Source organism: Nonomuraea sp. NPDC005692 (assembly GCF_040631115.1).
In the GTDB taxonomy this organism is placed as follows: Bacteria; Actinomycetota; Actinomycetes; order Streptosporangiales; family Streptosporangiaceae; genus Nonomuraea.
On record NZ_JBEXYU010000013.1, the window covers coordinates 55811 to 67714 of the forward strand.

The 11904-nt window shown below is 73.3% G+C and carries 12 protein-coding genes; 2 read left to right on the top strand and 10 right to left on the bottom strand.

The genetic code is table 11. The features are described 5' to 3' along the window. Positions 1-57 precede the first annotated feature (57 nt). Positions 58-1353 (top strand): MFS transporter, encoded by a 1296-nt coding sequence (locus ABZ459_RS26015; RefSeq protein WP_357975055.1) that lies wholly within the window; start codon positions 58-60, stop codon positions 1351-1353. Between the two features lies 1 nt (position 1354). On the opposite strand, the gene ABZ459_RS26020 is transcribed toward ABZ459_RS26015, so the two are convergent. Genes ABZ459_RS26020 through ABZ459_RS26035 form a run of 4 tightly spaced genes read right to left on the bottom strand, consistent with a single transcriptional unit; the run spans position 1355 to position 4232 of the window. Continuing rightward, on the bottom strand, positions 1355-2107 hold the full coding sequence (locus ABZ459_RS26020; protein WP_357975057.1) for an SDR family oxidoreductase: 753 nt from the start codon (positions 2105-2107) through the stop codon (positions 1355-1357). Positions 2108-2131: 24 nt separating this feature from the next. Beyond that, entirely contained in the window at positions 2132-2710 is a 579-nt protein-coding gene (locus tag ABZ459_RS26025) for a helix-turn-helix domain-containing protein (protein WP_352320698.1), read from the bottom strand. Positions 2711-2752: 42 nt separating this feature from the next. Then, positions 2753-3136 (bottom strand): hypothetical protein, encoded by a 384-nt coding sequence (locus ABZ459_RS26030; RefSeq protein ID WP_357975060.1) that lies wholly within the window; start codon positions 3134-3136, stop codon positions 2753-2755. Continuing rightward, positions 3129-4232 carry a glycosyltransferase family 9 protein gene (locus ABZ459_RS26035; RefSeq protein WP_357975063.1) on the bottom strand — a complete coding sequence of 368 codons (1104 nt, stop codon included), beginning with the start codon at positions 4230-4232 and terminating at the stop codon, positions 3129-3131. The genes ABZ459_RS26030 and ABZ459_RS26035 overlap by 8 nt, the downstream gene beginning before the upstream one ends. A gap of 191 nt (positions 4233-4423) precedes the next feature. On the opposite strand from ABZ459_RS26035, the gene rfaE2 reads away from it, so the two are divergent. Beyond that, positions 4424-5887: a D-glycero-beta-D-manno-heptose 1-phosphate adenylyltransferase gene (rfaE2, locus tag ABZ459_RS26040; protein WP_357975066.1), complete on the top strand. Its 1464-nt coding sequence runs from the start codon at positions 4424-4426 to the stop codon at positions 5885-5887. On the opposite strand, the gene ABZ459_RS26045 is transcribed toward rfaE2, so the two are convergent. The 6 genes from ABZ459_RS26045 to ABZ459_RS26070 all read right to left on the bottom strand — a co-directional run bounded on the left by ABZ459_RS26045 (position 5859) and on the right by ABZ459_RS26070 (position 11827). Continuing rightward, positions 5859-6629 carry a hydrogenase maturation protease gene (locus ABZ459_RS26045; protein ID WP_357975069.1) on the bottom strand — a complete coding sequence of 257 codons (771 nt, stop codon included), beginning with the start codon at positions 6627-6629 and terminating at the stop codon, positions 5859-5861. The genes rfaE2 and ABZ459_RS26045 overlap by 29 nt on opposite strands. Before the next feature lies 1 nt (position 6630). Next, entirely contained in the window at positions 6631-7524 is an 894-nt protein-coding gene (locus tag ABZ459_RS26050) for a hypothetical protein (protein ID WP_357975071.1), read from the bottom strand. Further along, complete coding sequence (locus tag ABZ459_RS26055; protein ID WP_357975074.1) at positions 7512-7934, bottom strand: hypothetical protein; 423 nt, start codon at positions 7932-7934, stop codon at positions 7512-7514. Before ABZ459_RS26055 ends, ABZ459_RS26050 begins: the two co-directional genes overlap by 13 nt. Before the next feature lie 250 nt (positions 7935-8184). Continuing rightward, a complete protein-coding gene (locus ABZ459_RS26060; protein WP_357975077.1) occupies positions 8185-9294 on the bottom strand; it encodes an L-dopachrome tautomerase-related protein in 1110 nt (369 codons plus the stop codon). Positions 9295-9333: 39 nt separating this feature from the next. Continuing rightward, positions 9334-10182, bottom strand: coding sequence for an alpha/beta hydrolase (locus ABZ459_RS26065; protein ID WP_357975080.1), 849 nt, complete (start codon positions 10180-10182; stop codon positions 9334-9336). A gap of 55 nt (positions 10183-10237) precedes the next feature. Then, positions 10238-11827 carry an IucA/IucC family C-terminal-domain containing protein gene (locus ABZ459_RS26070; protein WP_357975082.1) on the bottom strand — a complete coding sequence of 530 codons (1590 nt, stop codon included), beginning with the start codon at positions 11825-11827 and terminating at the stop codon, positions 10238-10240. Positions 11828-11904: the final 77 nt, after the last annotated feature.

The window sequence follows — 11904 nt, forward strand, 5'->3', positions numbered from 1 at the left end:
CCAGGGCCACTGGGAAGCGGGCGGAGGAAGATCTACTCTGGCGTCGAGGGAGGCGCCATGAGCCACGAGGCAGCAGAGCCGGATCCCGCCCAACTCCGTCGCGTCGCCATGGCGAGCGCGGTCGGCACCACGATCGAGTGGTACGACTACTTCATCTACTCCACGGCCGCCGCGCTGGTCTTCGGCTCCCAGTTCTTCTCCCCGCTCTCGCCCGCGTCGGGCACCCTGGCCGCGTTCGCCACGCTCGGCGTCGGGTTTCTGGCCCGGCCCGTGGGCGGCCTGGTGTGGGGGCACTTCGGCGACCGGCTCGGGCGCAAGGCGATGCTGGTCGCGTCCCTGCTGCTGATGGGCGCGGCCACGGTCGGCGTCGGGCTGCTGCCCACCTACGACCAGATCGGGGTGGCGGCCCCGATCCTGCTGCTGGTCCTGCGGTTGCTGCAGGGGCTCAGCGCCGGGGGCGAGTGGGGCGGCGCGGCGCTGCTCGCCGTCGAGCACGCCCCGCCCGGCAAGCGCGGCCGCTACGGGCTGTACTCCCAGGTGGGCGTGCCCGCCGGGCTGATCCTGGCGCAACTGGTGTACGTCGCGGTGACGGCCGGGCTGTCGGAGGCGCAGTTCGCGAGCTGGGGCTGGCGGCTGCCGTTCCTGTTCAGCGTCGTGCTGGTCGCGGTCGGGCTGTTCATCAGGCTGCGGGTGGCCGAGACGCCGGTGTTCCGGGCGCTCTCCGCCGAGCGGGCCCGCAGCAGGCGGCCCGTCCTCGACGTCTTCCGCGAACGGCCGCGGGCGCTGCTGCTCGCCTCGGCCAGCTTCGTCGCCAACACCGCGATCGGCTACGTGTTCCTCGCCTACCTCCTGTCCTACGGCACCCAGGTGCTGAAGGTGAGCAGGAACCTCATGCTCGTCGTGGTGATCATCGGCAGCCTGACCTGGCTGGCCGGGATCGTGGCCACGGCGATCTGGTCCGACCGGATCGGCCGTAAGCCGGTCTACCTGGCCGGCTCGGTGCTCCTCGTGGTCTGGGCCGTGCCGTTCTTCCTGCTGGTGGACACCGAGGTGGCGGCGCTGATGGTGGTCGCCGTGGTGGTGCTCAACGTGGGGCTCGCCGCGACGTACGGGCCGCAGTCGGCGCTGTTCGCCGAGATGTTCGAGCCCCGCTACCGCTACAGCGGGGTCTCCTTCTCGTACGCGGTCGGCGCGCTGCTCGGCGGCGGGTTCGCCCCGCTGGTCGCGGCGGCCCTGCAGAAGTCGACCGGCACGTCGTTGTCGGTGTCGGCGTACATGGCCGGCGTCGGGCTGATCAGCCTGGTGGCGGTGCTGGCCATGAAGGAGACCCGGACGCCGGCCGCCGCCGGCTGAGTCAGGCCGTGGCACCGCCGTCGATCACGTGGTCCTGGCCGACGACGAAGCTGGACTCCGGCGAGGACAGCCACAGCGCGGCCGCGGCGATCTCCTCCGGGGTGGCGACGCGGCCGATCGGCAGGGCGTGCCGCATGCGCTCGTCGCGCTCGGCGGGCGTCTCGCCGGGACGCGTGGACATGGGCGAGTCGATGGGGCCGGGGCTGACGGCGTTGACGCGGACGCCGTCGGCGATGTGGTCGCGGGCGGCGGTGCGGGTCAGGTGGCTCACCGCGGCCTTCGAGGCGGCGTAGGCGGCGGCCCCGGGCAGTCGCCAGTGGGCGCCGAGGTTGCTGGCCACGTTGACGATCACGCCGCCGCCGTGCTCGCGCATGTAGGCGATCTCGTGCTTCATCGACAGGAACACGCCCTTGAGGTTCACCGCGAGCACGGTGTCCCAGGTGTCCTCGTCGTAGTCGGCCACCGGGGCCAGCATGCCGAACACACCGGCGGCGTTCAGCGCCACGTCGAGCCCGCCGTAGCGGGTGACGGCGGCCTCCACCATGGCGGCGACGGAGGCCGAGTCGGTGACGTCCGCGGTGAAGCCGGCGGCCCGGCCGCCCGCCGCCTCGATCTCCTTGACCACCGCGCCGAGCCGCCCGGTGTCCCGCCCGGCGGCCAGCACGGACGCGCCCTTCCTGGCGTACGCCAGCGCGGCGGCCCGGCCCACGACCCCGGTGGCCCCGGTGACCAGCACGACTTTTCCTTCGAACACGACAAACTCCTAGAACGATCGGTCTCAAATTTGCACGGCGACCATGGCCTGCTCGACCGCGTCGCGCAGGCGGCGCGGGTCGGGGTCGGCCCGCCCGAGCACGCGCAGGCCCTGGAGCAGCACGAGCAGGAACCTGGCCAGCGCGTAGGGATCCTTCGACTCGGGGATCTCCCCCTGGGCGCGGGCGCGCACCAGCGCGGCGGCCAGCGCGGTCTCCAGCTCGGCCCAGCTCGCCGTCACCCGGCGCGCCAGCTCGGCGTCCCGGGAGGCGAACTCCACGGCCGTGTTGACGACCATGCAGCCGCGCCGCAGCTCGTCGGCGAGGATCTCGGCCACGTACGCGTCGAGGAAGGCGCGTACGGCCGGCACCGCGGGCCCAGGCTGGGCCAGCGGCTCGACCACGTTGCGCCGGGCCAGGTAGCGCTCCAGCGCCTTGACGTAGAGCTCCCGCTTGCCGCCGAAGGTGCCGTAGATGCTGGCCCGCGCCAGCCCCAGCCGCTCCACCAGGTCGGCCATCGAGGTCGCCTCGTAACCGCGCTCCCAGAACAGGTCGAGCGCCCGGTCGAGCGCGACCTCGGGATCGAACTCCTTGCTCCGTGCCACGCGGTGAAGCTACCACATTCAAGAACGAACGGTCTAATTAGACTACGCGCCCGGTTCGCGGAACTCCGGGGCCTGGCCGTCGTCCGGCGGGTTCTGGGGCGGGTTGAGGGATTCGAGCGGCGTGTCGTCGGCGACGGCCCGCTCGGCGGCGGCGGTCTCCTCCACCGGCCGCTGCCGCGGGATGCTCAGCAGGCCCAGGCTGTCCTGCTCGCCGCGCCGCCTGATGACGTCGTTGATCGCCTCGGCCATCTCCTCCCTGGAGTAGCTGCCCTCGGGCACCTCGTTGAGATGGGCCAGCATGTCGGCGGGGATGTGCACGTGCGCGGAGACCCGCGCGTACACCTCGCGCATCGCCACCCGGTCCCGTCCCTGGAACGCCTCGTCCAGGGCTTCCTGCAGTTCGTCCAGCACGGCCTGGTCAGTCATCCCGGTTTCCCTTCAGTAGGTCTTCTGCCTGTTCTGTCACGTCGTCCACCGAGACGTCGGCGACCCACGTCCCGTCGTGCTCGCAGCGTTCGGCCTCCACGTCCACGCCGCTCGCGCCGCAGGTCGGGCAGCGGGTGGTCCAGGAGATCAGCGGCCGGTGCGCGGTCCTGCTGAGCGGCCCGGCGTTGATCAAGTTGACGCACGAGTAGACCGCGACCGTGGGCGTGCCGACGGCCGCGGCGAGGTGGCGCGGGCCGGTGTCGTTGGCGACCACCAGGTCGCAGCGTTCGTACAGGGCGGCCAGGCCGCCGAGGGTGAGCGTGCCGACGACGGGGAGCACCGGGTGCGCGCGCCCGCGCATGGCCGCGACCGTCGCCTCCACCAGGTCCTTCTCGGCCCAGCTCCCGGTCACCGCGACGGGCCGGGCCAGCCGGTCGGCCACCTCGGCGAAACGTTCGGGGGGCCAGCGCCGCCGCGGGTCCGTCGCCCCCGGATGCAGCGCGACCAGCCCGGCCGGCGGCTCGCCGAACGACTCGGCCAGCTCCGCCCGGTCGCGGCCGGTGACGGCGACCACCGGTTCGAGCTGCCCGGCGACCCCGCCGACGAGCTCGGCGACCTGGAGGAAGCGCAGCGTCTCGTGCTGGAAGTTCGTGTAGCGCACCCACCGGTCCAGCTCCTCGGCGTCCGGGGAACGCAGCCCGGCGGTCACCCGCGCCCCGAGCGAGCGGAGGAACGGGTTGGAGAAGCGCCCGCCGCCGTGGATCTGCACCGCCAGGTCGAACGCCCGTTCCCGCAGCTCGGCGCGGGCCCCGCCGGGCACCGCGTAGCCGGTCTCCGACGTCGAGACCCCCGTGATCGGCGGCAGCGCCACCACGTCGTCCACCGGCCCGGGCCGCCCGGACAGGAACTCGGCGTGCCACGGCGTGCCGAGCAGGGTGAGCCGGGCGTCGGGGTAGGCCAGCTTGATCGCCTCGATGGCCGGCAGCGCGACCAGGTAGTCGCCGATCGCGTTGGCCCGCAGGACGGCGATGCTCCGCACGCCCTCGACCAGGCCGGGCCGGGCCGTCATGGGGTCCCCGGCATGTAGTCGTAGCATTCCGCGCTCCTGTCCGCGACAGTGGTCGGCAGCTCCAGGTGGCAGGCCCGCCCGGGCAGCAGCCCGGTGTCCGAAGGGCCGTACATAGCGGCCGGGCTACCCGGCAGGGATGGCCCATAACTTCGGTTATGGGACGAACCTATTTGAGCCGTTATGCGTTTGAGCTGGGCTTCTACAGGTACTCGCCCTCTATGGGCACCCTGAGGGAAGAGACGGTCAGCGCGGTCGTCGTCGGCGACGTCATGCTCGACTCGTGGCTGCACGGCTCGGCCAAGCGGCTGGCCCAGGAGGCGCCGGTGCCCGTGATGAGCCTGGAGGCGGTCGAGGACGCGCCGGGCGGGGCCGGCAACACCGCGGCCAACCTGGCGGCGCTCGGGGCCCGCGTCCGGCTCGTCGGCGTCGTGGGCGACGATCCCTGCGGCGACCAGCTCGTCCAGGCATTGCGCCTGCTCGGCGTGGAGACGGACCTGCAGGCGGTGCCGGGGCGGCGTACCGCGCACAAGCGGCGGCTGGTCACCAGCGGCCAGCTCACCGCCCGCTACGACGAGGAGGACCTCGACGTCATCCCGCCCGAGGCCGAACACGAGCTGCTGGCCCGCGTCTCCGCCGCCGTGGCGGGCGCGGACGTCGTCGTGGCCTGCGACTACGGCGGCGGCGTGTTCACCCCGGCGGTGCGCCGGGCGCTGGCCGGGCTGCCGCTGCTCGTGGTGGACGCGCACGCGGTCGCGCCCTGGGGCGAGTGCGCGCCGGCGGCGGTGCTGCCCAACTACGCCGAGGTGGTGGGCCTGCTCGGCGAGGTGGACGCCGCGGCCGACCGGCCGGCGTACCTGATGGCGCGGTCCGCGCAGATCCTGGCCGCCACCGGGGCCCGGATCGTGGTGACCACCCTGGACGGCGAGGGCACGCTGCTGCACCGGGCCGGCTGCCCGCCGTACCGGACCTACGCCCGGCCCGCGCCACAGCACATGGCGACCGGCGCGGGCGACACCTACACCGCGGCCTTCTCGCTCTGGCTGGCCGCCGGCGCGACGCCGGAGGAGGCCGCCGAGGCGGGCCAGGCCGCGGCCGGCGTGGTCGTACGCCGCGCGGGCACGTCCATCTGCACCCGCTACGAGCTGCTGCGCGCCCTGCGCCGCCAGGAGGGCACCGTGCAGGCGGCCGAGCGCCTGGCCCAGCTCCTGGACGAGCACCGGCGCAGGGGCGAGCGCATCGTGTTCACCAACGGCTGCTTCGACGTGCTGCACCGGGGCCACGTCAGCTACCTGGAGCAGGCCGGGCAGCTCGGGGACGTGCTCGTGGTCGCGGTCAACAGCGACGCCAGCGTGACCCGGCTCAAGGGCCCGGGACGCCCGCTCAACCCGTGCGAGGACCGCATGTCGGTGCTGGCCGCCCTGAACGACGTGGACTACGTGACCGAGTTCGACGAGGACACCCCGGAACGCCTGCTCAGGCTCATCAGGCCGGAGATCTACGTCAAAGGTGGCGACTACACCCCGGAGATGCTGCCGGAGGCGCCGCTGGTGCGCTCGCTCGGCGGCGAGGTGCTGGTGCTGGACTACCTGCCCGACCGCTCGACGACCGCCATCATCGGCCGTATGCGCTCGGTGCCCGGCGAGCCGGACGGGGTCAGGCCCGTTCCGCCAGCACGTCCATGACCAGCGAGCGCACCATCCGGACCGCCTCCTCGACCGCTCCGCGCACCGGCTCGCTCAGCTCCACCAGCACGTCGTCGGTGACCAGCCGGGCCGGCTCGCAGCACAGCACGAGCACCCGCGCGGGCACCCGGCCGAGCTCGCGCGCCATGCGCAGCACCTTGACCGGGTCGAGGCCGTGGCTCTCGGCCGCGATGCCGCCCAGGCCGGGCATGTCCGGTTCGAGCAGGGTCAGCGTGCCGGGCGGCTCGCCGCGCGGCGCGGCGTCCACGAGGATCGCGGCCTCGTAGTCGCGCTGGAGCGCGTAGGCCAGGTCGAGGCCGCGGCTGCCGAAGTCGAGCACGTCGGCAGGCAGGTCGTCGTCGGCCAGCCGGCGCACGACCTCGACGCCGAAGCCGTCGTCGCCGAGGAAGACGTTGCCGATCCCGGCCACCAGGACGCGCGGGCGGCAGCCTCCTCCGACGGGTTCGAGCTCCTCGGCCGAGTAGAAGAACCGGTGGCACGGCAGCCTGGACTCGCCCAGGTCGCGCAGCGGGTCGCCGGCCAGGGTGACGCCGACGTGGAAGCCGCCGTCGTCGTCCCGCTCGACGCTCTCGATCACCGCGAGGCGGCCGTTGAGCGCGAGGTCGAGGATGTCGGCGCGGCTCTTCGGGCGCAGGCGCACCCGGCTGCCCGGGGCCAGCCGCACGCCGTCGACGATCGCCTCGGCCGGGCCCGGCCGTTCCGTCGGGTACCGAGTGTCCATGTCACGTCTCCCGCATGGTGCCGTGCAGGCGCATGAGCTCTTCCGGGGTGAGCGCGGCGCAGTGGTCGAGGAGCTGGTCGATCTCCATGTCGTCGAACGTGCCGCCCTCCGGCGCGACCTTGGGATGGTCGTAGAGGATGACCGGGGCCGACAACATCGTGTGCCGCTCGCCCTCCTCGCCCACCAGCACCGGCCAGGTGCCGATGTTGTGGCAGCCCGCGGCGAGCGCGCGCAGCCCCTCGGGCGGCTCCGTCAGCGAGACGAACCGGCCGCCCGGCGAGCTCACGACCGTGTGTGCGGAGATCAGGGTGTGCTTCATGGCCTCCGCGCGCGAGTCGCCCTGCCACGCGCTGGTGTTCGCCACCCGGACGGTGAGCCGGAACAGGCCCTCGCGCAGCCGCTCGGCGAACACCTCGGCCCGGCCGCTCAGCGCCTCCCAGCCGCGCAGCAGCACGCCCTCGCCGTCGAGCCATTCGGCCCGCTGGCCCGGCGGCACGTGGATCTCCATGCCGGCCGGGCAGGCCAGCAGGTCGGCCAGGCGCAGCCCGGTCTCGGCCACCTCGCGCTCCTTGGCCTCCTCCCTGGGCAGGTGGCGGGCGCCGCCGACGGTCAGCTCGGGCACGCAGACCAGCTCGCCCTCGCGCTGCACGGCCACCTCGCAGGTGACCAGGTGCAGGAAGCGCACGTGCACGTCCACGACGTCGTCGCCGCCGGCCTCCAGCAGGCACTGGGTCTGGGTCAGCCACGGGTTGCCCTCGTGCGCCCGGCCGTACGACTCGGGGTGCACGCCGCCGAACGTCCAGCGCCGCCGGTCGGGCGGGGCGGAGTGGCGGCTGGGCCACAGCAGGTAACCGCCGTAGAGGACGGCGCGGGCGATGCGCCTCACGTGGTCCATCTGCCGGCCCCCACGCCGGACGCCGACCGGACGATCTCGACCTGCTCGACCTCGGGGGCCGCGTCGCGCACTGCCCGGCGCACCGCGTCCGCCGAGCCGTCGCCGTCGCCGTCGGCGAGCCGCAGGCGTACGAGGTCGCCCTCGACCGCGATCACCTCGGCGCCGGTGCCGCGCAGCGCGTCCTCGACCCGGGTCCGCACGTCGATCGGGTGGAGGTCGTGCAGCAGCAGCAGGTGTGCGACCACGTCGTCGGCGGCCAGCCGGGCGGCCAGGTCGTCGTCGGCCGCCGCCATGATCCGCGTCAGGCCCTCGCCGTAGAGGTCGAGCAGGGCCTGGGCCAGCTCGACGGCGGGCGGTTCGGCCCGTTCGAGCAGGCTCTCGATCCTGCCGATGCGTGCGTTCAGCGACATGACGCCCCCAGGACGGTCACGCCGTCGGGAAACCTGTCGTATTTAGCGGCATTCATCGGCCTTAAGCCCCCCATGTGGCCAGTGCAGAGGTTTAGCGATGGCGTCGTTCGGTATCCGATCAGTACCTCTACGTAGCGGGCATACCGCGTCGACGAAGGCGGCAAACCATGACCCAGACCCTGCCCACGCGCCCCGGGCTGTCCGAAGAGGCTCAGCCGGCGGAGAAGGAGAGGCGCGGCCACCCGCGCCGCTAGACCAGCCGGACCGGGCCGGCGTCGATCGGCACCCGGAACAGCGCGTACGGGTACCGCCGCCGGTCCCGCCCCTCCTGGTACCTGGCCTGCCGGTGCAGTTGGTTGGCGGTCACGTACAGGTGGCCGTCGGCGACCGACAGCGTGTCCGGCCACAGCAGGCGGGCGTCGTGCACCAGGGTGTCGATCGTGCCGTCGGGCATCCGGCGCAGCACCGCGTTGTGCTCCCAGTCGGTCAGGTAGATGTGCCCGGCGTCGTCGGCCTCCAGGCCGTCGGCCGAGCCGCCCTTGTCGCCCTCGTCCCTGACCGTCGCCGCCACTTCGGCGTCGTCCAGCGTGCGGTCGACCAGGGCGTCCGTGGACACGCTGTACCAGCGGCGGGAGAGCAGGGGGCAGTACCAGAGCCGCTCGCCGCCGGCCGGGAGCGCGATGCCGTCCGACCCCATCAGGACGGGCGACGGCGGCCCGTCCTGCGGCCGTTCCAGGAACGGCCGGCCCTCCACGACCGGCACGAAGTCCGGCGGCCGCTCCGCCTTGGTGCTCGGGTGGTCGTGCAGCCGGCGCCACGCCTGCCCGCTGGCCAGGTCGACCACGACGATCCCGTTGGGCCCCTTGTCGGCGGAGTCGGTGAGATAGGCGACCCCTTTGCGCAGGTCGAACCGCACGTCGTTGAGGTAGGAGGTCTCCAGGGCGACACCGCGGTCGAACATGATGACCTTGACCACGGTGTCGGTCTCCAGATCCACGCAGACGAGCTTCGGGCCGCCCTTCCTGGTGGGCCGGAACATCGGGCTGCCGGTGTCGAGGATCCACAGCCTGTCCATGGGATCGACGACCACGCTCTGCACCGAGACCAGCCACTTCGACGGCTCGTCGGCCTCGGTGTTCCACTCCTGGTCCGGGTAGGGGACGGCGTCGCCGTCCCGCAGCTCGACCACGGTCGCCGGAACGTCGTCACCCCATTTGGGGAAGTTCACGAAAATCCGGCCGGCACGGGAGACCGTGACGCCGGTCGGCATCGGACCGGACTCGAAGGCGTGCACGAGCTCCAGCTTCCCGATGGGCTCATCGACCGGCTGAACGCCGTCGCGGCCGCTCCCCTTCGCCATGTTCCCCCCGTTCCCGGACCCGCCGGGCATCTGCCCAGCTCAGGCCGGGAGAAACAGCGCCTTCTCCAGCCACGGCCGCAGGATCGGCAGCACGTTCGCCGCCTGCATGGCCCCGGCGTGGTCGAGCCCGTCGAGCACCTCGACGTCCCAGCCCAGTGCCTCGATGGCGGCCCGCTCACGGAGCACCGGACCGGCGATGCTGACGTGGGTGCCGCCCCACCGCTCGTCGTAGACGATCTCGTCGGCGGAGCCGACGAAGCACAGCCGGGGGCAGGACAGGCGCACCTGGCCGTCGTCGAACCCGCGCAGCGCCCGGTACAGGGTGGCGAACTGCCTGGCCTGCCCCTCGCTCAGGGTCACCTCGGTCGACGACCAGTCGCCCGGCTCGCCCGTCCCCGTGGCCGGCGGCGTGGCGCTCTTGGGCTCGACGGCCATCCGGTACGTGGCCTCGGTGACCTTCAGCATCTCGGCGTAGGGCCCGCCGAGCGGCGGGTAGCCGCCCATGACCAGCGCCGAGAGCCGGTCGGTGCGCAGGGCGAGCTGGAGCCCGCTGAGCGCCAGCCAGGAGTAGCCGTAGTAGGCGAACCGGTCGGCCCCGACCGCGTCGGCCACCGACAACATGTCGGCCGCCACGTTGTCGGGGGTGAGCGTGTCCGGCTTGGGATGGGCGAGGACGTGGCCCTCGTAGTCGAAGGCCACGACGCGGAAGCCGTCGGAGAGGCCGTCGATGAGCGAGCGGCCGAGCGCCGGGTCGGCCCCCCACTTGCGCATCTCCTCGGCCGCCTCGCCCTCGATCGGCTTGGGGTTGACGGCCAGGAGCAGCACCGGCCCCGAGCCGTGGACCTCTGTCTCGATGGTGCTTCCGTCGTGCAGCTTCGCCGTGGTCACCGGTGGCCTCCGTGAATTCGATACGCCGTAAACGGTTGTCCTCGGCGAGGATAGCTTATGGCGTAAAGAGTCGCAAAGGGCTGGGCATCGGCACGCACCGCATGTCCGCGCCGTCCGCCTCCAGCCAGCGCAGCAGCAGGTTGGCCTTGGCGGGCACGTACGCGCCGGCGAGCAGCTCGCGCAGCTCCTCGGGCTCGCCGTGGTCCTCGGCGCAGCCGGCGAACACCGACCTCGCCCCGGCCCACAGCTCGGCCCGCAGCTCCGGGTGCCGCTCGGCCACGGCTCCGGCGATCTCGCAGAGGTTGTTGACGACCAGGCAGTACAGCAGCCGTTCCCAGCCGTAGGCGGGGCTCACGACGGGCGTGCGGGCGCCGGGCAGGCGGTGGCGGTCCGCGGTCAGCTTGACCCCCTCGTGGTCGCGGAAGATCGCCTGGCCGGGCAGGCCCCGCCCGTCCACGCCGATGAGCACGTTCTGCAGGTGGCATTCGAGCACGACGCCGTGGCGGAAGTAGGCGTGCAGGACCGGCGGCACGACGTGGTCGAGGTAACGCCGCCACCACACGAGCGCCTGGCCGGCGTCGAGGCCGTCCAGCGGGTTGCCGGGGAAGCCCTCGCTGACCCCCGCGGCCAGCAGCGCCGTCAGCCCCGGCCGCAGGTGCCCGCCCAGCCCGTCGCGGACGATCACCGCCAGCGCCTCGCCGCCGTCCCCGCCCAGCTCCAGGCTGCGGTAACCGCGGTCGCCGAGGACGGCGGGCCGCGGCCGGTGCTCGGGCAGGTCGTCGAACGCCACGCCCAGCAGGTCGTCGATCAGGCCCAGCCAGCGCAGGTCGTGCAGCCACAGGCGGCGGATGTCGTTGGTGATCCGCACGTCCAGGCTGAACTTGCAGAACAGGTCCGCCTCCGGCAGGTACACCGTGCGGATCGAGGCCGTCGCCACCGCCCGCGCGGGCGTGGCGCCGAGGTGGCGCAGCTCCTTGAGCCCGCCCAGCAGCTCCACCTGCCAGGGGTGGGCGGGCAGCAGCGTCAGTCCGTCGGGGGCGGGCGGGCCGAGCCGGTCGAGCGCGCTCGCGTCGCCCTGCTCGACCAGCGCCTCGGCGGGCACCCCGAGCAGCGGCAGGGCGAAGCTCGCGCGGGCCTCCGGCGAGTAGGGCAGCCAGGCGTCCGGGCCTGATCCGCCGCGCGCCTTGGGGGCCGGGTGGTAGCGGTGACCGGCGACGAGCGCCTGCTCCGAGCGCAGGTACAGGTCGGCGGGCGGGGTGGTGGCGCGCTGGGCCGACAGCAGCGCGGCCATGACGTCCCGGCTCTCCATGATCTCCTTGGCCAGGGACGGGTTGGCGTGGCCGGTGCGCGTCCGCAGCTCGTCCTCGGTCAGCGCCACCAGGGCGGCCAGGGAGAGCGGGCGCGGGCCGCCCGGGGTGCGCAGGGCGGGGGCGCCGGGGTACCGTCCGGGGCGGACGTGCAGGATGTGCCCGGTCGCGGGCAGCACCCACACGCCGTCCTCGGCGGTCGCGGGTTCGGCCACCTCGCGGAGCAGGCAGTTGAGCAGGGCCGTCACCGCGAGGTCCGCGGCCCCGTCCGCCGCCTGGTGGTCTTGCGCCTCGGATGCCGGGCCGGCCGGTGGGAGGAGGCCGTCGATATATGCCATGGCGACCTGTCCTACCCTTTTGTACCGATCAGTGTCCACAGGGTGCTCACCTGGGCATGTTCCTGGATGCGGGGGGG

Coding starts and splice junctions, on each gene's coding strand:
- ABZ459_RS26030 (WP_357975060.1), bottom strand. CDS start 3,136: ATGACTGACCAGGCCGTGCTGGACGAACTGCAGGAAGCCCTGGACGAG.
- ABZ459_RS26035 (WP_357975063.1), bottom strand. CDS start 4,232: ATGCTACGACTACATGCCGGGGACCCCATGACGGCCCGGCCCGGCCTG.
- ABZ459_RS26055 (WP_357975074.1), bottom strand. CDS start 7,934: ATGTCGCTGAACGCACGCATCGGCAGGATCGAGAGCCTGCTCGAACGG.
- ABZ459_RS26050 (WP_357975071.1), bottom strand. CDS start 7,524: ATGGACCACGTGAGGCGCATCGCCCGCGCCGTCCTCTACGGCGGTTAC.
- ABZ459_RS26045 (WP_357975069.1), bottom strand. CDS start 6,629: ATGGACACTCGGTACCCGACGGAACGGCCGGGCCCGGCCGAGGCGATC.
- rfaE2 (WP_357975066.1), top strand. CDS start 4,424: ATGGGCACCCTGAGGGAAGAGACGGTCAGCGCGGTCGTCGTCGGCGAC.
- ABZ459_RS26015 (WP_357975055.1), top strand. CDS start 58: ATGAGCCACGAGGCAGCAGAGCCGGATCCCGCCCAACTCCGTCGCGTC.
- ABZ459_RS26060 (WP_357975077.1), bottom strand. CDS start 9,294: ATGGCGAAGGGGAGCGGCCGCGACGGCGTTCAGCCGGTCGATGAGCCC.
- ABZ459_RS26070 (WP_357975082.1), bottom strand. CDS start 11,827: ATGGCATATATCGACGGCCTCCTCCCACCGGCCGGCCCGGCATCCGAG.